Source organism: Bacteroidota bacterium, from assembly GCA_037133915.1.
GTDB lineage: Bacteria > Bacteroidota > Bacteroidia > Bacteroidales > CAIWKO01 > JBAXND01.
This window is the reverse complement of record JBAXND010000018.1, coordinates 1-20603: the sequence shown is the minus strand read 5'-3', so window position 1 is coordinate 20603 and position 20603 is coordinate 1. Positions and strand designations below refer to the sequence as shown.

The 20603-nt window shown below is 42.7% G+C and carries 20 protein-coding genes and 1 tRNA gene; 8 read left to right on the top strand and 13 right to left on the bottom strand.

Going from position 1 to position 20603, the window contains the following annotated elements; translation table 11 throughout:
• The first annotated feature begins 79 nt into the window (after positions 1 to 79).
• Together WCM76_07990 and WCM76_07985 are read left to right on the top strand one after the other, a co-directional pair.
• Entirely contained in the window at positions 80 to 466 is a 387-nt protein-coding gene (locus tag WCM76_07990; protein ID MEI6765567.1) for an MmcQ/YjbR family DNA-binding protein, read from the top strand.
• Positions 463 to 972 (top strand): hypothetical protein, encoded by a 510-nt coding sequence (locus tag WCM76_07985; GenBank protein ID MEI6765566.1) that lies wholly within the window; start codon positions 463 to 465, stop codon positions 970 to 972. Before WCM76_07990 ends, WCM76_07985 begins: the two co-directional genes overlap by 4 nt.
• A 1-nt stretch (position 973) precedes the next feature.
• On the opposite strand, the gene WCM76_07980 is transcribed toward WCM76_07985, so the two are convergent.
• From WCM76_07980 to WCM76_07955, 6 genes are all read right to left on the bottom strand, one after another.
• Entirely contained in the window at positions 974 to 1786 is an 813-nt protein-coding gene (locus tag WCM76_07980; GenBank protein ID MEI6765565.1) for a purine-nucleoside phosphorylase, read from the bottom strand.
• Positions 1770 to 2876: a tetraacyldisaccharide 4'-kinase gene (gene lpxK / locus WCM76_07975; protein ID MEI6765564.1), complete on the bottom strand. Its 1107-nt coding sequence runs from the start codon at positions 2874 to 2876 to the stop codon at positions 1770 to 1772. The genes WCM76_07980 and lpxK overlap by 17 nt, the downstream gene beginning before the upstream one ends.
• A gap of 193 nt (positions 2877 to 3069) precedes the next feature.
• Positions 3070 to 4575 (bottom strand): AMP-binding protein, encoded by a 1506-nt coding sequence (locus WCM76_07970; GenBank protein MEI6765563.1) that lies wholly within the window; start codon positions 4573 to 4575, stop codon positions 3070 to 3072.
• A 54-nt stretch (positions 4576 to 4629) separates the two neighbouring features.
• The gene (gene tsaB / locus WCM76_07965) at positions 4630 to 5346 is read right to left on the bottom strand and encodes a tRNA (adenosine(37)-N6)-threonylcarbamoyltransferase complex dimerization subunit type 1 TsaB (protein ID MEI6765562.1); all 717 of its coding nucleotides are present in this window, start codon (positions 5344 to 5346) and stop codon (positions 4630 to 4632) included.
• Between the two features lie 23 nt (positions 5347 to 5369).
• Positions 5370 to 6752: an efflux RND transporter periplasmic adaptor subunit gene (locus tag WCM76_07960; GenBank protein ID MEI6765561.1), complete on the bottom strand. Its 1383-nt coding sequence runs from the start codon at positions 6750 to 6752 to the stop codon at positions 5370 to 5372.
• Positions 6753 to 6760: 8 nt separating this feature from the next.
• Positions 6761 to 8191 carry a TolC family protein gene (locus WCM76_07955; GenBank protein ID MEI6765560.1) on the bottom strand — a complete coding sequence of 477 codons (1431 nt, stop codon included), beginning with the start codon at positions 8189 to 8191 and terminating at the stop codon, positions 6761 to 6763.
• Positions 8192 to 8565: 374 nt separating this feature from the next.
• On the opposite strand from WCM76_07955, the gene WCM76_07950 reads away from it, so the two are divergent.
• The 5 genes from WCM76_07950 (at position 8566) to WCM76_07930 (ending at position 14199) form a co-directional block, all read left to right on the top strand.
• Entirely contained in the window at positions 8566 to 8796 is a 231-nt protein-coding gene (locus tag WCM76_07950; protein MEI6765559.1) for a hypothetical protein, read from the top strand.
• 183 nt (positions 8797 to 8979) lie between these two features.
• Positions 8980 to 9336: a GtrA family protein gene (locus WCM76_07945; GenBank protein ID MEI6765558.1), complete on the top strand. Its 357-nt coding sequence runs from the start codon at positions 8980 to 8982 to the stop codon at positions 9334 to 9336.
• A 38-nt stretch (positions 9337 to 9374) separates the two neighbouring features.
• Complete coding sequence (locus tag WCM76_07940) at positions 9375 to 10865, top strand: hypothetical protein (GenBank protein ID MEI6765557.1); 1491 nt, start codon at positions 9375 to 9377, stop codon at positions 10863 to 10865.
• 471 nt (positions 10866 to 11336) lie between these two features.
• On the top strand, positions 11337 to 11789 hold the full coding sequence (locus tag WCM76_07935; protein ID MEI6765556.1) for a hypothetical protein: 453 nt from the start codon (positions 11337 to 11339) through the stop codon (positions 11787 to 11789).
• 76 nt (positions 11790 to 11865) lie between these two features.
• Positions 11866 to 14199, top strand: a complete 2334-nt coding sequence (locus WCM76_07930) for a TonB-dependent receptor (protein MEI6765555.1) — start codon at positions 11866 to 11868, stop codon at positions 14197 to 14199.
• Between the two features lie 208 nt (positions 14200 to 14407).
• On the opposite strand, the gene WCM76_07925 is transcribed toward WCM76_07930, so the two are convergent.
• From WCM76_07925 to WCM76_07915, 3 genes are all read right to left on the bottom strand, one after another.
• A tRNA-Val gene (locus tag WCM76_07925) sits at positions 14408 to 14482 on the bottom strand.
• 52 nt (positions 14483 to 14534) lie between these two features.
• The gene (locus WCM76_07920; protein ID MEI6765554.1) at positions 14535 to 15587 is read right to left on the bottom strand and encodes a radical SAM protein; all 1053 of its coding nucleotides are present in this window, start codon (positions 15585 to 15587) and stop codon (positions 14535 to 14537) included.
• Positions 15588 to 15700: 113 nt separating this feature from the next.
• Positions 15701 to 16753 (bottom strand): hypothetical protein, encoded by a 1053-nt coding sequence (locus tag WCM76_07915; protein MEI6765553.1) that lies wholly within the window; start codon positions 16751 to 16753, stop codon positions 15701 to 15703.
• Between the two features lie 207 nt (positions 16754 to 16960).
• On the opposite strand from WCM76_07915, the gene WCM76_07910 reads away from it, so the two are divergent.
• Positions 16961 to 17470: a nitroreductase family protein gene (locus WCM76_07910; GenBank protein ID MEI6765552.1), complete on the top strand. Its 510-nt coding sequence runs from the start codon at positions 16961 to 16963 to the stop codon at positions 17468 to 17470.
• On the opposite strand, the gene WCM76_07905 is transcribed toward WCM76_07910, so the two are convergent.
• The 4 genes from WCM76_07905 to WCM76_07890 all read right to left on the bottom strand — a co-directional run bounded on the left by WCM76_07905 (position 17471) and on the right by WCM76_07890 (position 20290).
• A complete protein-coding gene (locus tag WCM76_07905) occupies positions 17471 to 18118 on the bottom strand; it encodes a hypothetical protein (GenBank protein ID MEI6765551.1) in 648 nt (215 codons plus the stop codon). It lies immediately after the preceding gene.
• Positions 18119 to 18135: 17 nt separating this feature from the next.
• Positions 18136 to 18582 (bottom strand): hypothetical protein, encoded by a 447-nt coding sequence (locus WCM76_07900; protein MEI6765550.1) that lies wholly within the window; start codon positions 18580 to 18582, stop codon positions 18136 to 18138.
• Between the two features lie 358 nt (positions 18583 to 18940).
• Positions 18941 to 19687: a hypothetical protein gene (locus WCM76_07895; protein MEI6765549.1), complete on the bottom strand. Its 747-nt coding sequence runs from the start codon at positions 19685 to 19687 to the stop codon at positions 18941 to 18943.
• A gap of 135 nt (positions 19688 to 19822) precedes the next feature.
• Positions 19823 to 20290, bottom strand: a complete 468-nt coding sequence (locus WCM76_07890; GenBank protein MEI6765548.1) for a hypothetical protein — start codon at positions 20288 to 20290, stop codon at positions 19823 to 19825.
• Positions 20291 to 20603 lie beyond the last annotated feature (313 nt).

Below are 20603 nucleotides of genomic sequence, written 5' to 3'. Positions count from 1 at the left end.
ACCATAGCGACGAATACTGATAGCCGCTGAAAGCAAAATAGTATTGTGGTAGCATCATTATTTTCTTTAAATTTATCACATGAATATTGAAGAATTCAGGGAGTATTGCCTTTCGAAAAATGGCGTTACCGAAAGTTTTCCTTTTGACGAAAGTACGCTTGTATTTAAGGTTATGGACAAGATGTTTGCCCTCACCAGTCTTGATACGGCATTTCGCTTCTCGGTTAAATGTGACCCTGAAACAGCCATTTCGCTCCGTGAGGAATATCCATGTGTGCAGCCGGCCTGGCATATGAACAAGACGCATTGGAACATGGTAATTGTTGACGGGTATGTAGATGATGAAACACTCAAAGGCTGGGTTGACCTTTCGTATGAGCTGGTAGTATCAGGTCTTACGAAAAAGCAAATCGAAAAATTATTGGGCGGTTCTAAACCCGCAGCACCTAAAAAAAACAAAAAATGAATTTCCGAAAGTTCATTTTGCTTGTTGTATTGATTTGTGCTGCTTGTATCACGGCGCCTTGTCAGAAGGTGCTGATCATTGAAAAGCCCGGGAACAGGGTGAGCTATAAATTTTATGAAGGCAATTACATCCGCCTGAAACTCATCGGCGACTCCACAGTTATTGAAGGAAAAATAAACAGTATCGGCGATTCTACGATTTTAGTCGGATATAATTATGAAGTCCGGACTTCACAGATTGATATGCTGTATAAGGCCCGGTGGGGTTTCACGCTGTTGTCATCGGCGCTGATAATGGGAGGCACGGCCTACTTCGCCATTGATGTCGTAAATAATGTAATTAATGGTGATAAGCCGGTGGTGCGAACCGGAACAATCATTGCCTCGGGAAGCATGCTTACCGCAGGATTTGTCACAAGCTTATTCAGATACCGCAAATGCCCTGTGGCAAAAAAAAACTGGAGAGTCAAAATTCTTGATCTCTCCAGCAATAAGAACACGCCCTGAATTAAATCACCTTCATCAAATCTTTGATGATGGTCGTCATTTTGGGCTCAGCGCTGTTCGCGGCCTGTATAACTTCTTCGTGGCTGACTTCAACAATTTTTCCTTCAACACCCAGATCGGTGATGATAGAAACGGCAAAGGCCTTCATCCCGCCGTGACGGGCAACCATAACTTCGGGAACTGTTGACATGCCTACAGCATCGGCACCGATTACACGCATATACTTATATTCGGCAGGAGTTTCGAAACATGGACCTGAAACCGCTGCATAAACACCGGTTTGATATGGGATGCCATGTTTAGCTGCAATTTCTTTTGCTTTATTGATAAGTTCCTTATCATATGCATCGCTCATATCCGGGAAACGGGGTCCGAGTTCGTCATAGTTCTTGCCCATCAACGGGTTAGACGGAAGCAGGTTAATCTGGTCGGTAATAATCATGATATCGCCCACTGCAAAATTCGGGTTTACGCCACCGCTGGCGTTTGATAGCACCAGTGTTTCTATACCCAGATATTTCATAACCCTTACCGGAAATGTGAGTTCCTGCATGCTCCATCCTTCGTAATAATGGAAACGCCCCTGCATGGCCAGAACGGGCACGCCGTTGAGCGTTCCGAATATGAGCTGACCTTTATGCCCAACCACGGTAGAAACCGGGAAATTGGGGATTTGTTCGTATGGCAATGCGGTCTTAATCTCAATTTCATTTACCAGGCCGCCAAGTCCTGTTCCCAGAATGATACCAATTTTGGGGCTGATGTCAACTTTACTGCGGATAAATTCTCCGGTTTGTTTAATTTTTTCGAGCATAGCTGTTTATTTTAGTTGTAATGTTTTGTTTGTCCGGTTCATAAAAATCGGCCTTCACGGGAAGGCAAAAAATCGGTAAATCGTCAATTTTTGCTTTGGTTTCCGGCTCAGCGAGCCTTGCTGCATCCTTTGAAGTTGTGATAATCACATTTTTACCGGGTGCAAAATTAGTAAATTTTTTTCTGATATGATACAAATCCTCGTTAGCATAATCCTGATGGTCGCGAAATTGAAGCGTGACAACTTTCGAATATGTCTGTTTTAGATGTGTTTCAAGAGGCTCAGGGTTGGCGATGCCTGCGAATAAAAGGACTGACTGTGCCTGATTGATGTCGTCCCCACTACGAATACCTTCCGATGTAATACCATACGCTTTTCCGTATCTGATATGGGAAAAGAAGACATCCTGTGCGGCATCCGGCTTCAGTTTGTTTACGATATTTTCTCGTTCGGAAGCACTTATTTCCGGCGGGCATTTGGTAACAACAATTAAATCGGCACGTTTTGCCCCGCTGCGGAATTCGCGCAAATAACCGGTGGGCAGCATGAAATCTGATGAATACAGGCTGTGGTAGGGTGTAAGAAGCACATTCATTCCGGCTTTTACGGCACGGTGCTGGAAAGCATCGTCAAGTATTACAACATCAATTTCCGGAGATATTTCCAGCAATTTTTTAATGCCGTGAGCCCGCTTTTCATCAACGGCAACCCTCAGTCCGGGAAATTTTTGATGAAGCTGCATGGGCTCATCGCCTATGATTGCTGCATTTGAATTTTTATCTGCCATTACAAAGCCGGTGGATTTTCGTCCGTAACCGCGGCTGAGTACTGCAACATTCAGTCTCTGCTCCAGCAGCAATCCTGCAATGAATTCTACCATGGGTGTTTTGCCTGTTCCGCCAACGCTGAGATTGCCCACGCATATCACAGGAATATTAAACCTGTGCTGTTTGAATATCCCAACAGAATAGCATACATTTCTGAACCAAGTAATGATGCCGTAAAGTATGGCAAATGGCAGCAGCAGGATGCGAAGAAATTTTATTACGGGATGATTTTCCAACAATAATCCAATTAATATGATGTGCAAACGATTTTATACGGTATTTATGATAGGAATGTTCGGAAAAAAGGCACAAAATCAAGACATCACATATATGAAATAGTATTTATCCAAGGCAATAACAAGTCGAAATTTGTAAAAATAAAAGGCAATAGAGGGCTTCTACCTTGTCTGAAGAGATTAATTTAAATTCAAATAAAACGCATAAAAAGCCATATTATCAGACCGTTTCAACGATTTTTTTCAATGCTTTACGGTCAACTTTACCGTTCACATTGAGTGGGAAGGCGTCCATATTTCGGACCACAGAAGGTATCATATAAGCCGGAAGGCGTGTCCGGAGGTAGCTCATTAATGCGTCTTCCGTGCCTTTATATTTTTCAAGTACCAGCTGAATGATGGCATTTCCGCGCGCATCCTGCAAAGGCACAGCCACCACGTTACTCAGTCCGGTATATTCCCTTGCGTGATGTTCTATTTCGCTCAGTTCAACCCTGAATCCCTGAATTTTTACCTGATTATCCAAACGGCCGCAAAACATAAAATCACAGTCATCATCCACAAAACAAATATCGCCGGAGCGGTAAAAACGAATTATCTCGCCATTCATCTCGATATGAATAAATGCTTCGCTGTTTTTTTGAGGGTTCTTCCAGTATCCCGGTGTAAGCTGGGTTCCGGCAAGGCAGAGCTCGCCTTTGGTTCCGTCGGGAACAATGGTTCCGTTCTCATCAACCACTACTGCCAGCGTGCCTTTCATGGGCTTACCGATGCAGACAATGCCATTATATTCTTTATCCGCGGCAGCGGTATTAGAGCAATCATACGTCAGGCAGAAAATAGTAGCTTCTGTAGGTCCATAAACGTTTTGCACCAATGCGTTCGGTACACATTTTTTCCATTCCTGCGTGAGGTCGTTATATAAGGCTTCGCCGCAAAACAGCGAATAGCGCATCTTTTCGAGGCGCACTTCATCAAAATATTTTCTCAGGAACGAAAGTACCGACGGCACCATCAGGGCAACCGTAATTTCATGATCTTCAAGAATAGTATAGGCTGCCGTATATTTTATTTCGCCCGACGGCACCGGATACACGCAGGCGCCCACGGTAAGCGGAACCAGATACGACATCAGCGAAAGGTCAAACGTGAGGTCGAAGATTTGCAGCACGCGGTCGTTCTCATTAAGCTCATAGCCCAGTGCAAAAAATGCTTCTATGAATGCATTAAGATTTCCGCGGGTAATAGGCACACCCTTGGGAATGCCCGTACTTCCTGATGTAAATAGAATATAGGCTGTTGCCGAATCATCGGTTTCAATAATTTCGGGAACGCTTGAATTGCCTGTTAATACCGATGTATCAATAATCGGGAATTGTGCATCTTTTCCGATAATATCATACACTTTTTCCGGTAAACTTGTCAGGATGAGGTCAAGGCCGGCCTGAGCCGTAATGAGCATATTGCGTTCTGCCGGATTTTCGGGATTGATTGGAACAAAAGCTTTTCCACAAAACAATGCGGCAATGTTTGATGCGTAAGTTTCAATATCATTATTGGTGATAACGCCGATATGTCTGGCTTCGGGGTGGGTTTTAAACACATCGGCGATGCCGCTTATTTTCGCACCCAGAGCTGCATATGAGCTGAATACATCACTGAAACAAAATGAGTTTTTTGCAGCGTGATTAAGTATTGCTGCGGAAATAGAATCAAGCATTTTCATAAAAAGAAACGTTAACCACTGTTTATCTTGCGTCTGATGTCTGTTGTCTTAAATCTAATTTCCAAGTCCTTTTACCTTTGGTTTTCCGGCAATGAAATCTTTCAGATAAAAGGGTTCGAAAAGCGCCGTATTTTCAAAATTTGAATTTATGAAATGCTTGTCAGACAAAGGCGCCATGAAACATGCCGAGGGCTGCACATCATCCATGAATACTGCATTTGCTTGCCCTTCAAATAAGGATTTGCATTTGGCAGAACCGTCCCCGGCGAACATCATTGTGTGGCTTTTTAATAATTCAAAAAACGAATGTTCGTCAATGATATCGGCCACAGTCGCAGTAAGCGGATTCATTAGCATATCAAACATTGCCTGATACACTTCCATGCGGCGCGCATCTATCATAGGGCAAAAAATAAGTTTTTCATTATTTCCGGGGATGCGTTCTTTAACAATTTCCCGCATTCCCCATGCAAGTGATTCGAGTGTGCTCACCGCGATCAGCGGCTTATCAAGCGCGAAGCACAAACCCTTGGCCGTTGAAACGCCTATTCTCAGACCGGTATAAGACCCGGGGCCCATGCTTACGGCCACGGCATCAATTGCATTTAATGAGATGCCTGCTTCTTTGAACACTTCTTCAATAAATACGGTAACACGCGATGCATGCGACCGTTGTTCATTCGTTTCGCGAATGGCAATGATATTTCCATTGTCCGAAAGTCCGACGGAACAAATTTGAGTGGCAGTTTCAATATTTAAAATCAGGGGCATGATGCGGTTTACGTGGACATTAATTATTTTTTCTCTTCAAAAAGGTTCTTTTTGTCCACTTTTTTAACGGCGTCGCCGTCTTTCAGTTTTTTGGTAATGGCCGAATAGGGCGCAGCCACCACTTCCTGTCCGTCTTTAATACCTTCCAGAATCTGAATATTGGTGTTATCCTGAATGCCGGTTTTTACCTTCTGCATTTTCACTGTTCCATTTTCAAAAACAAAGACGTATTCGTTTTCGGCCAGCACTTGTTTTTCGCGTACTGCTCCATTTTTCGAATCATCAGCCTGTCCGGGCGGTGGAGGTTCTCCGTCTGTTTTCGCTTCAATTTTCTTTTTTGCGGAAGTATCTTCACGCGTTGTTACTGATTGGATAGGAACGGTAAGAACATTAAACTGAGTTTCAGTCTGAATATCTACAGTTGCCGACATACCCGGTCTGAAGGGCGACAGGTTCGGATATTTCGGATTGATAAGGTCGCTATAGGATTCCGACAGCAACCGTACTTTAACGTCAAAGTTAGTAACCTGATCGGCGCTGAGTCCGCTTACATTGGCCGAATTGGCAATTTCTGTTACCACACCCCTGAATTTGCGGTTGAGGTAAGCATCTACTTCAATGAGTGCGGTATCGTTCAGGCTTACCTTGACAATATCGTTCTCGTTCACGCTAACCAGCACTTCCATTTCGGTAAGGTTGGCTATGCGCATGATTTCAGTTCCCGCGAATTGGGTCGTTCCCACAACGCGTTCGCCTTTTTCAACACTGAGTTTGGAAATTGTTCCGTCAACCGGTGAAATAACCGAAGTTTTGCTGAGATTCTCTTTGGCCTGTTTAACGGAAGCGCCCGTACTCTGTGCCTGGTATTGTGCTCCTTTATAAGCTTCTTCAGCGGCCGCCACTTCTTCTTTGGCAACTTCATACGCGGCTTTGGCGGCATCGTATTCCGACTGTGAGATGGCGTTCTGTTTGTACAGTGTTTCGTTGCGCTCATAAGTTGATTTTGCATTGATAAACTGTGCTTTTACCTGCGCCAGCCGGGCTTTTGCATTGGCTTCGTTGGCTTTTTGCGAATTCATGGTAGCCACCATTTGTTCGTAGCTCGATTCGTAAATATCAGGTTTTATCTTAGCCAGCAAATCGCCTTTTTTTACTTTGTCGCCTTCTTTCACATACAGCTCCACAACTTCGCCCGAAACGTCAGGCGAAATCTTTACTTCAAGCTCGGGCTGTATCTTTCCGCTTGCCGAAACGGTTTCAATAATAGTTCTTTTCTGCGCCAGTTCCGTCGATACTTTTTCAACTTCTTTACCGCCAAATACGCCGGTCTTTTTAAGTACCGCAAGAAGCACTGCCAGGGCCACCACCCCGATTATCACAATTTTTGTTACTTTTTTCTTTTTCATAAACCCGATTAATTAAGTTTCAATGGCCGGCCCTGATAAAAATCTAACACCGTAAGCCTGAACACGTATTCATATTTTGCTTGCAGCAGGTCTGACTGAGATTTAGCCAGCTTGTTTTTAGCATCGTTATAATCTGTTGCGTTGACCATACCAACATTATACTTCTGTTCGGTATATTTGAACGACTCCTGAAGCGCATCCACAGATTTGCTTGCTGCATCATATCTGTTCAGGGCGCCCAGGGCATCGGCGAAAGCCTGCTGTATGGCCTTGCTCAGTTGATTTTTGGTCGCCTGTAGCTGGTACTCATAGTTTTTATATGAGATTTTTGCTGTAGCTATGGCTGTTTTGCTTTGCCATTTATTAAAAATGGGAACGTTGAGATAAAGCCCTATCGATTTATTCTCATTTGATTTAATTTGATCGTTGAACGATTTTGTAGCGTATTCATAGGAATAAGTAGGCGCGTAAACAATCTCGCCACCCGAGGTACTGCCAATGGGAATCAGGCCACTCTGAGATACACTGCTTATTTCTTTAGATGCCCCTGAATATCCTGTTCCCCAACTTCCGTTCAGTGTGAGGTTGGGGCTGATGCTGCCCCAGGCAATGCAAACCCCTTTTTTCGCACTCTGTAATTTAATTTCGGCACTTTTTATTTCGGGCTGTATGGTGAGCGCTTTATTAAAGATTTCTTCGGGCTTTGAAAGCAGGGATGATGCGTCGGGATTGGCGAGGGTCGGCTTTACAATTTCCAGTCCATCAGCAGTAGGAAGTTCCATGAGCTGCGATAATGTGATGTACGAAAGCACGAGCTGGTTCTGGGCATTCACGAGCTGGTATTCTTCTGATGCCTGCTGAGCCTGCAATGTGAGCAATGAGCCTTTGGCAACCGAGCCGGCATCATACAGTTTCTGCATACGATCCACCTGCTGTTTTGTGATGGCAAGCTGGCTTGTAGCAATATCCTTCAGTTCCGAGTTATAGAGTACCTGAAGGTAGGCCGTAGCAACACCCAGCGAAACATCGTTCTTCATTTTATCAAGGTCGTACAGGCTTGCTTTGTAGTCGAGTCCGCGTTGGAATATGGTATTCAGAAGTTGAAAGCCGTTAAATACGGTAATACTGCTGCTCAGGTAGAAATTATTTGACTGAGTGCGTGCGCTTGCAAACTGGTTTGTATAGGGATCTATTGTTTGTCCGTAATTGTAAACATAGGTAGCGGAGCCGTTCAAACTGGGAAATAGGCTTGCCACGCTTTGTTGCTTGTGCTGACGTGTAAGTTCAGCGTTCAGCTGCTGCTGTTTTATCTGGATATTGCCTGATAATGCAGTATTGATACACTCTTCCATCGTCCATAATTTTTGTGCAAAAGAGGTGGAAACTACCAGTAGCAATATGGTGGTAGCCAAGGCTCTTTGTATCGTTGTGAATTTCATGTTCCCGTTATATTAAACAGTATCAGGTATTTTGAAAAGTCCATTGTTGCGGATTTTCCCACTGCAAATATACTTGGTTTGTATTTACAGTAAGCCACCGGACCAAAAATAGACCGTTCGCGAACATTATAATAACTTTTATCCTATAATATTATTATTCTCAACGCAAAAGATACCCTTTGGCAGCGCCCGTTGAGGAATAAATGCGTTAGGGAGCGACCCGATTCAGTTTCAAATAGAACAAAAGCAGTGTACCAAACAGGTCAAAAGACGCTTGAAAGCAGTTTTGCGTCTGATGTAATTTTGAATTGTTGATTTCCTGACAAGGTTTCACAACAAAAAAACAATCTGAAAACCAATAAAACTTAAAAGATATGAGCAGTGCTGACTTCACATTTTTCGCGATTATAATAGCCGGTCTCTCACTGGCAATTTCATTTATCCTGGCCCGCAGCCTGACAATGAAGAAAAAAGCGCTCAACCATTTTTACCAAATCGCCATCGACGATTTTGAAAAGAAACATCATTGGACATGTCCTGCATGTAACACCAGTATTTACGGTGCGCGCAACTATTGCCCGAAATGCAACTTCATGCCCGAATGATAAAGATCCCCCTTAATTAACCTTAATTACATCTAATTGTCCAATCCCCGGCCCGTGGAACTCCCACGGGTTTTTCTTTTTATACCTTCATTTGTTCAATCGCATTTTCTGTGTGTGCATTTTGATTTTCTTTTGTTACTTTGCACTATGAATCTGTTTGATAAAGTTTTTTATTTCAAATTTTTGAAATTCGCAGCAGTAGGTCTCTCCGGAATGATAATAGATTTCGGGCTTACCTGGTTTTTCAAAGAGATTGTCAAAATCCCCAAATATGTGGCAAATGCAATTGGCTTCGTTGCTGCCGCCACTTCTAATTATTTTCTGAACCGCTTTTACACCTTTGAAAGTAATAACCCTGAAATTGCATTCGAGTACTTTAAGTTTTTCAGCGTATCATTAATCGGACTCGGCATCAATACCCTAATCCTTTGGCTATTGGTATCAAAGTTCAAACAAGGATTTTACCTGTCAAAGCTTTTTGCAATTATGGTGGTTATTATTTGGAATTTTCTGGTAAATCTCGCCTTTACTTTTGCATGATGACATGAGTCGGATGCTGAAAGGCAAAACATTTCATAATGAATCGCATGACGGAAAATAAAGGGGTACTCTTCAACATTTTTATTTCCATTGCTTACTTGTTCTTTCTGGGATACGTCATTTTCAGAGCCTGCAGTGTGTCTTTTACCATCGATGAAGCCATCAGCTTTTCCATGCTTAAAAACGGCAGTGGTTTTTATGATTCTGCCAATAATCATTACCTGAATACCGGATTAATGTGGATTTTCAATGCCCTGTTCGGGATGTCGGAGCTGAGTCTGCGGATGCCCAATGTTCTGGCATTCCTGCTCTATTCCGTTTATGGCTTTAAAATACTTTCGAAGTTAGGCAACCAATGGATGTTCTTAATTGGTTTTGTGCTCCTTATCGTGAATCCTTACCTGATTGAGTTTTTTAGTCTTGCCAGAGGATATGGATTGTCGCTTGCTTTTATGATGGCGGCAGTGTATTATCTATTGCGTGAAATCCCTGATGAGAAGGGCATTCGGCGTTTTCTGAAAACGTTGATTGCCGGGCTTGCATGTTGTATTTTGGCAGTATATGCAAACTTTGGGATGCTCAACTTTATTATCACAGCGCAGTTTATTTTTCTGCTCCAGTTTATCCGCGTGTGCCGCAAAAACAAGTATTTGAAACAATCCCACATAATCTATGCAATAGCCATTGTTGTGGTGTCAGTTGCACTGCTCATTCCTGCGTTAATGCAGCTTCTGCGATTGAAGGAATTGAGTCAGCTCTATTTTGGCGGCGATAATAATTTCGTAGATAATTCAATGCTGTCGCTGGTTTCATTTTCTGCTTATGAAAATCCGCTGTTAAAATTCCTGTTTAAAATAATCGCGATTTTTCTGGTGGCAACCCTGCCTGCCGGAATGTTAATGATGCTTGTTAAAAAGGGATGTGCGTCAGGTTTCAGAACAACATTACTGTTAGTGATACTCATGGTTGCCGCACCTGTTATAGAATTTTATTTGTTCGGGAGTCCATACCCTAAAAATCGCACGGCACTTGTATATTTGCCTCTCTTCGGAATTTTTATCACATATTTTATTGCCGAACTGTATAAAATATTTAATAAAAAAGCAGGAATAACAGTGCTTTCCGCGATAAGCGGGATAGTATTATTAGCCTTATCTTCAAATTTTATTTATTGTATGAATACCCGTTTTGCTGTTGAATGGAACTTTGATCAGGATACGAAGGCAGTCATGAAAACAATTGCCGGCAGGCACAATCAGGGATTGTACGGCAACCGGCAATTAAGTATTGCGAACGACTGGCGCAACGCGGCATCCATTAATTACTACCGCGAACGTTATTCAATGGACTTTCTGAATGCCGCAACACGGGATTCGATAAATCGGGACGCGGATATCTATTTCGGACCATCGGCATTGATTCGCACGATTACAATTCCAGGAGTACGCGTGGTCGATTTCTTTGACAACACAAATTCATTTCTCGCCGAAAAAATATTGCCACCCAATCCGGCAAATATCCGACAATAGAATGCGAGATAAGAAAAATATTTTTCAAACACGATTCTTCAATAATTACTTACAGTTATTAAAATGGGGCGCGTCGGCTTGGCAAAACAGCGGGCTTGGCGTTGGCGTGAATAGGATATTTCGTAGAATTCCGTCAATGAAGCTTGCTCGCATTGACAGGAATTCAGAAATATCATAGAGCGGGAAGAAGCATTGTTTTGCCTGGATTCTTTTGGTTCTTTTCTCATCTAAGGAGAAAAGAACGTAATAAAATTTAATAGTTCCGGGGTTTGTGGTGGCTTTCATAAAAGAAATCGAAACATCTCCGGGGTTGAGTTCTATGAACACACAAACTCATTTCTCGCCGAAAAAATATTGCCACCCAATCCGGCAAATCAATGATAATCATCAACAATCGGAAGTTTTCCTACTGCGCCGGTAGTATTCAACCTTAAATTTTGTATCTTTGTATTTCTAAAAATAAGCGTAGGCATGCTTAAAAAAGTGCTGACATATTTTTTTGCAGTCGTATTTCTGCTCTCTGTTACCGGAGTTTCGCTGCAATTGCACACCTGTCTGTCGGCCGGCAAAACAAACTATTCATTTTACCCTGAATATTTCGGCGCCAAAAAATCATGCTGCTGTGCTGCTGAAAAATTCGACAATAAGGCTGATAATGGCGGCATTCCGGAAATGAAGGAAATGCCGTGCTGTTCCAATAATCATATTCTTTATAAAATACCAACATTTCAGAATCAGCGCGCCGAGCTGAATTTTGTTAAAGTGCTTATCAACATTCCGGGTTTTACCCGTTTAGAGGCAGAAATGCCTGTCAGCAAAGAGTCCTTGACCGTTAACGAATACCGACCGCCACCACCCACATTCACGGGACTGGCGTTCCTGAAGTTTTCCCACAATTATAAAATTCCCGCCCCTGTAAGCTGAAGTTCACCACGAATAGCGGAGTGGCAGGGCTTTGCCCCGCATCATCATTTCAGTTTACATTCTAAAAGGCAATAAAATGTTCAGAAAACTCATGACGGCCCTACTGATAGCCCTGTTCGGGCTTACAGCGGCAACGGCACAAACACTTACAGGAACTATTTACGGATCGGGAGATAATAACGGAAAGTCGCCACTGCCGGGCGCATCCGTTTATTGGCGCGGAACCACAACAGCCACATCAACCGATGCCAACGGGCATTTCAGTATTGTAAAATTGAACGGAAAAAACGCGCGTCTGGTAATTAGTATGATCGGATATAAAGCCGACACAATCATACTGGAAAAAGATGCCCGAACACTGGAACATACGCTCGCGCTCGACAATCTTCAACTGAAAGGCGTGGAAATACACGACAATCAGGAAAGTAATTACATATCGAAAGTCGACCCGCGCAAAGTGCAGATACTTACTACCAACGAGTTCTACAAAGCGGCATGCTGCAATCTGGCCGAGAGTTTTGAAACAAACGCCTCGGTTGATGTAAGCTATAGCGATGCGATTACCGGTGCCCGGCAGATACAATTGCTGGGTCTTTCGGGCATATACAGCCAGATACAAACAGAAAATATCCCTTCGGTGAGAGGGCTTGCATCTACTTTTGGACTGAATTATATTCCCGGAGCCTGGATGGAGTCTATTCAAATATCCAAAGGCACATCCTCTGTTATCAACGGCTTTGAATCTGTTACGGGGCAAATAAATGTTGAGTATAAAAAGCCCGCAACAGCCGATAAAGTTTTTATAAACGTCTATGGAAACAGCAACAAACGCTTTGAGGCAAATGCTACGGGCGCATGGAAAATAAACGATAAGCTAAGCACTATGCTGATGCTCAGCGGCAGCGACTACCGCGACCGCATTGACCATAACCATGATAATTTTCTCGACATCCCGAAACTCACCAGCATCAATGTTTTTAACAGGTGGGATTATATCAACCCGGGAAAATTCGTTTCACGTTTCGGCATCAAATACATGCAGGAAGACCGCAGCGGAGGCACTATGGATTACAATCATAAAACGTTTGTTGACGATACGGCTCTGATAAACAAAGGAACAGAACCTTACGGATTCGGACTGAAAACAGCGCGCGCAGAAGCATTCTGGAAAAACGGGCTGATGTACAAAGACAAACCGTATAAAAGCCTGGCACTTATTTTATCCGGCATATATCACAAACAGGAAGGCTATTTCGGTCTGAGTGATTATTCGGGAACGGAGAAGAATTTTTATGCCAACCTGCTGTATCAGTCTATTATCGGCAATACCAATCATAAGTTCACCACCGGACTGAGTTTTATCTATGATGATTATATCGAGAATTATAACCAGAAACTGTATATTTATAATTACCAGATTACCGGAATACTTACCGATGCAAGCCTTTTTACAATCAACCATTCGGTACTGAATTATTACAACTGGAATCGTACCGAAATAATCCCGGGAGCCTTTTTCGAATACACCTACAATTACAAAGAAAAATTCTCTCTGATTGCAGGACTGCGCGCCGATTATCATAATAAATACGGATTGTTCTTTACCCCGAGAATGAACCTGAAATACAAGATTAATGATAATAATGTGATTCGTGCTTCGGCAGGTATGGGTTACCGCACACCCAATGTCATCTCCGAGAATTTATCGCTGTTGGCAAGTCAGCGCTCACTGGTATTTCGCGAAGACATGAAACAGGAACAGGCAGTCAACTTCGGTATTAATTACATCAAAGAGTTTAAAATGTTCAAACGTAAGGCTGAGGTTGACATTGATGTGTATCGTACTCAGTTCCTCAATCAGGCTATTGTAGACCTCGACAGCACGCCTACGGTTGCGTATTTTTATAATCTTAAAGGAAAATCATACTCCAACAGCTATCAGGCGCAGTTTTCATTCGAGCCGGTAAAGCGTTTGTCAATATTGCTGGCCTACCGTATCAATGATGTCAAAACAACCATCAATGGTAAATTGCAGCAGCGCCCCATGATTAATAATTATAAAGGACTGGTAACACTATCGTATGCAACCCGTTTTGAAAAATGGAAGTTTGATTTCACCGCGCAGTTCAACGGAAAATCAAGACTCCCGAATCAGGAGCTGATGCCCGAAAAAATTAAACGACCTGCCACTACGCCCGAGTACATTTTACTGAATGCTCAGATAACAAAGAAGTTCCGCAATTTTGATGTTTATATCGGCAGCGAGAATCTTACCAACTTCACACAAAAAGACCCGATTACCGAGTATTTCAGACCGTACCATACCCATTTCGATACATCCATGGTCTGGGGGCCCGTTACCGGACGTGTTATCTATGCCGGATTCCGTTACCGGCTGAGAAATATTTAGGAAATAAGCGAAAGTTTTTCCTAACCAAAAGAGCCGCAACCGCGGCTCTTTTGGTCTAACATCTTACGTCTAATGTCTTACTACTAATAAGTGGGACGTACTGTCCGTCAGCTGACGGAGAACCAGTGACCTCCATTAAACCAAAAAGGACCGCTTGTGCGGTCATTTTTGGTCAAAATCTTACGTCTATTGTCTTACTACTAATAAGTGGGACGTACTGGATTCGAACCAGTGACCTCTGCCGTGTGAAGGCAGCGCTCTAAACCAGCTGGGCTAACGTCCCTGTTAAAGCTGCGCAAAGATATCAATTTTCCTTAAACGAAACGCTTGTTGACTCACGACTCGCGACTTTTCATCATCTCCGCCCCACTTGTCAGTCCGGTAAGCGATACGATAGGGTCAGCATCGTCCATAGTAAGTCCAACCTGCAAGGCCGCAGCACGGCATCCTCCAAGGCAGTTCTCATAAACGCTGCATCCCGTGCAATATTCGGGTGTGTTCTTCAGCCATAAGGTTGCCGGTTCGCTGTTAAGAATTTCATCAAGCGATTTTTCAAAAATATTACCGGCCACCAGGGGCGAGTGATTACACAGACGGATATTACCTGTGAGGTCAAGTGTTATCGGAAGCTTGCTGCGGTCGGTTGAACACGAGCTAAAAGCAATATTCGGATAATCTGCCGGATTTACAACACAAAAAGGGGTACAAACATTTGACGATATTTTCAAATTCAATGCCCCGGCAACGCGATTGGCAGTTTCGTAGGCGCTTCGCAATTCCTGCATTGTAGGAATAATATTTTTCATCTCCGCAATACCTTTACCGCCGATATTAAAACGGTTGATCATAACCTGCTTCAGCCCGAGCGATTCAGATATAAAGGCAAGCGTACTTTCTACGGATGAAATGTTATGGCGTGTGAGCACAATCACCGGTAATACGGAACCTCCGGCGGCAGTAATCTCCCGAATGGTCGTAACGGCCTTCGCCCACGAGCCTTCAACATTCGTCATTTTATCGTGTTCGCCCGAGAAACTCGAATGCACGGGTATTTTAAACAAACTTACGCCGAGCTTCAGAAGCTCCTGATATGATTCAGGATACGGAGCATTGCCATTACTCACAACGGTCACTTCTTTTTTACGGATACGCGCAAACTGCACAACCTCGCTGAAGCGCTCACTAAGCAGTGGTTCGCCTCCGGTAAAGGTGATATGCTTTACATCGGACCAGCGAAACAGCTTTTTCAGCGTTTTTATCGCTTCTCTGTATGAAGAAACAAATTTTTCAGGCTCGCCGCCGGCCTTCCATATATTGTGGCAATAGCTGCAATCCAGATTACACTGGCAGGTGGTTTCAACCGTAATATTTGATAATTCTATTTTCAATGCAGCATTCGGTTAATTATAAAAAACACTATTCATACTTGGACAAAAAATCGCAGAATATGAGGATAAAAATAATTGTTTCTGAACGAATCAGCGCGAAAAAATTTGCTGATTTATTTTATTCTGTCTATATATTCTTTTTCAAAAGCCATCGTGAGTGCCGCTTTCAGTTTTTCTCGTTCCTTTTTACCCGACCCGCCCATGCAATAGTTGATGTACACATTCTTCAGGGTAAGCCGGGAAGTGCTTCCATTGCCCGCAATACTTACCCTGGTCTCGACGCAGTTACAGTATGATGCGGTATCCGTATGCATGTAGCGCGATGCGGGTATATTCAGCGCAAACGCCTTATTATCTTTAATAAAAGTTGTATCCGTTACCGGGATAAAATATTGATAAATCGTATCAATTTCATCGGTGGGTTTGTCCGTAATGCGGTTGTACTTATAAAGCGTGTCTTTACGAATAGTTGATGACGTGTATGATATCCATGATGTATCGCCGTAACCAGCAAGCATGGTGTCTGCTTTCTCAATGTCAAATGAATAAATCATATTGTGGCAGCCATTGCCATTGCCGATGCTGTTTATGCGTGCAATAAGCTCTTCTTTAGGCATATTAAGCGTATACGTTTTATTCACTTCAATACTTCGGTCATAGCTCGTAGAGCAGAAGGCAAACAGCGCAGCCAGCATGACGGGTATGCGCAACAGCCTCACGGGCAGCTTGTGATTTCCCTTAAAACGATATGAAAAGGGGAGTACTGCAAGTGCAGATAAATCATAATAATCCACGGTACGAACAATGCGAAATGCCCCAATGCTGTTCCATCCGTCGATGATGGCTTGCGATGCCGACGATTTCCAAAATACAAAAAGCACTGCCGTAATAATGAAAATCATTTTTTTCTTCCCGGGAAACAGAACGGTGAAAAACAACGGAAAAATGAACAGTCCGGCAAGGTCAGAGAGTTTCCCTGTAAAGAAATTATGGAAGGAGTATTTCAGCGCCAGGTCATTCAATAACAGCATTACCAGTGCCGCAATAAATCCATATGATAAAAAAATGCCGCTGCGTTTATTCATTGGAATTACACCTTGAACATCACAAATATAAACATTCCCCGTAATTGCGATACCACCTGGCAGCCGAAACAATCCCTTCATTCTGTCTCCTGACTTCTTTTTACTTTACAAGCATTACAGAATTTCGACTCACGACTTTATTCTTTTGACTCACGACTCACGACCTGCCACCTCCCTTCCCCATTTGAGGGGGAAGGGTCGGGGATGGGGGCTTTTTCGACTCACGACTTTTTAATTCTTTACATTTGCATTTAAACAAAAGTGCCAAAGAAAAATAACAGAATCGTCATGAAACTTTCAGAAGCCATCATCAACCGTCGCAGCATCCGCAAATATACATCAGAGCCCGTGGGCGATGATACCATACAAAAAATCCTTGAGGCAGGATTTTACGCTCCCTCGGCGCGAAACACACAATCAAACGAATTCATCGTAATTCGGAGCAAAGAAATACTTCAGAAACTTTCTGAAGCGCACCCCTACGGCAAAATGCTGCCGGCTGCTGCATTTGCGGTAGTTGTTTGCGGAAGCCGCGAACGCGAGGAGCATGAGTCATATCTGAATACCAATGGGTGCGCTGCCATGCAAAACATGCTGCTCATGGCGCATTCGCTCGGACTGGGTGCCGTGTGGCTGGGCGTTTACCCGCGCACCGACCGTATGAACGGCATCGCTTCAGTTCTTAATATTCCTTCCGGATTTATGCCCGTGCAGATGTTCGCAGCCGGTAGGCCTGCCGAAGAGCGGCCGCATCCCGACAGAGTTCATCCCGACAGAATTCATCGGGATGGCTGGTAATCAGTACCTGATTTTTATTCCGTAATCAAAATCTGTTTTTATCATTTCGCTGAGCGAAAACCTTGTTGTAACGGTCGTACCACCATTTTCAGCAATGGCCTTGATGTTCGAAATTTTGGTTGCGCCTTTCGGCAGATGATAAATGGAGTTGAAGCTGATGAATTGCATCATCATGTCGCCCGCCATGGAGTTGATGGTTTTATTTCCTTCCATCAGCTTTTTGAGCAGGGGCGCCATATTTTTCTTTACCAGCCTATGTTTCGATACCTTCACGAACGAGGGCGAAAACAAACCCGGTTTTCTCCCGAAAAGCCTGTAAATAGACTTATTCAGCGAGCGGCTGTCTTTAAAATCCATGCTGATTGCGAACAGACCTTTTTTATTATCCGTTACCGGGATGATGTTGCTGATGCCCGGCATGCCTTTCAGCAATGAATCGGCAAACAGCGGAAAGGCTTTGATTTTGTTGAGAATATCCATGTCTACGTTTGGACTTTGCTTGTCCGATGCCGAGCCCAGCATTCCCATATCGATGCTGGCGCGAATCGTTCCCGAACCGTCGGCATTCACCGTTATCTCGTCGGTAATCTCAATACAGCCTGTCATGAAAAGCAGGCAGCAAAGGAATAATAGAATAAATCTTTTCATAGAGCAATCTGCCACTATCAGTTGCAGCTGTTACTTCCGTCAATCGATGTCCATTTGCCTTTTACACAGCTGTAGGGATAAATCTTCGACTGCACTTTATTGTCTTTTTTAGGCATGCAGATAATAGATCCTTCGCTGTACACATTGTCGTTATACAGGCATGAGCGGCAGTCCATGGCGTATTTTATTTCCCACTCATTGATGGAGCGTGGAGCTGCAATAAAAAATTTGTCACAGGGGAAATTATCGGAATGAATCCATGAACCCGATGTGCAGGTGTAGGGATATAATTGCCCGGATTCGCCCAGCGGTTTCACCTGTCCGACTACCGATCCTTCCGAAAAATAATGACTTTCAAACATGCAAACCTGACAAGAATAGGTCCCTGCAGCCTGAGCCATTACCTTATTTGCCACAAAAATGCCGGTCGAAACTACCAAAAGGAGTACAAAAAGTTTTTTCATTTTTTTATTGATTTTGAAATGTATAATTGTGTTAAAATATTCGCCGATATGTTATGTAAAACAGATGAATATTCCTGTTCTGTCGTCATTTCTCTCCACAAACCTAACAAATCATACGGTGCATTGAACGGAATCGGCATTTAGTTACGGACAACCCATTGTGAATAATGCTAAAAGCACCGGCCTTCGGCCTTCTGACGCCACTTCAACTTTTTTAACTTTTCAATTGTTCCCGCCAAAGGCTGACAGGCGATTTATAACTCGTCCTAAAATAGGTTGACATTTTTTTTACCCCCCCCCTTTTTAGAGCCTGTCCCGTACCGCAGGTCGGGAGGGGCAGGGGGGCAATATCTGTTGTTTATTTTGAAATTCTGAAATTATAACGGAAAGGGCGCAGTGCATAGTTTCCTGTTTGAAAGATTTCCTTATATGTTCCTTTAACCGAATAATTCCCGGCTTCAAGTGAGTCCAGATATATGCTGCCGACAGTTACTATTCGCCGGGTAACACTTGTGCTTTTCGCGACAATCAGTTTGCCATTACATTCGACTGAGTCTATCGAGATATCTTGAGTATGATTAGAATTAGGGTTCTCTGATTGATTAATTTGCAAATCGAACGAACATGCATTTTTCTTGTCAGACTTTGTGGGATGCACCGATATTAAAACTGGAAAGAAATAGTCAGAATAAACTACACTTCCACTATATATTTGGTCGAGTAGCTGATATTCCAAAATTGCCATGTCGCTTTGAAGCATTTTGAGCGCCCCCATAGAAGTTGTTTCTTTTGAAACAATCATATAATCTTTGACCTCTAACTGCTTCCTGTATTTTGCGTCAATCAATGCATTCATAGAGTCCAGGGAATGAATGTATCTCTGTTGCAGCTGACCAATATTTAAATTATGCTCGTTGTTCACAACCTTGTCTGTTAATGCAAAGAAACGGCTGGCAATGTGCATTATTGAGTCGGCCTTTTTAATCGCAAGGGCTTTTATAACAGGATTACATTGTGTATTATTCGATATGCGTTTATAGCCTTCATTACTTCTGGCTATAGTAAAAGCAGTGAATTGGGAATATGAGTCCTCAAGCTCCATCATTACTCGCCTGTCTCGATTATTGCTGCAAGAAAAAAATGCGAAACAGCTAAGCAGAAGAACAAATAATTTTATTGGTTTGTGGGTCATTTATTTTTATTTCTTACACTTACTTGGAAAAATGCTTACAATATCCCATCATATCGTATGATTATCAATAATCAAGGGCTTAATTAAAAGCAGACAAATAGCCATTTCAATGTCGGCGTCGTTAAATATAGTCAGGTAATAATTGGGCTTATCCGACATGCTGTGGTATGCTTTTTTTAAATACCCAATTTTCATTGCGTTTTTTAGCAACGATGTTGAATCTAAATTGACAATCGTTTTGTAGGTATCATTACCGTATTCGCAAGTATGCTTTAATGAGAAAAAAAACTTACGCCTAACCGTCACATTTTTATTTTCACGCTTGAAAAAGTATAGTCTGTAGTTGAAATCATAAAATATTTTATGCGAATCCACAAAGATATCGCAGACATTATCTCCGTGTTCGTCTTTCAAAAGAGTGCTATCAAGCTCAAAGTTATGGATGCTTTTATACACTAGTTTCCCGTCTTTATAAAAGAGATGTCCATTATATTTTGAATATATTGAGATTATCATTTTTTTTTAGTCGTGTCAATTTCTTGCAACATGCCTTCATGTTAGGCTACACCACACAGCTTGCCTCGCCTTAGGCGAGGAAGGCTTAATTATTACCTATAGCAGTTTATTCAAATTGAATAAACATATCTGCTACTCCTATCAAGTCGCCATTAGGTTTACTTGCTACAATATTATCCAAATAGACGTAGTGAACTTTCTTTTTTTTCTTAACAAACCTTTTTATTGTTACTGGAATTTTATTGCTGTTTACGTTTATTGGATACGCCGCCTAAATTGACCAGTCTACGCCGTTTTAATTTGACCACCTTCA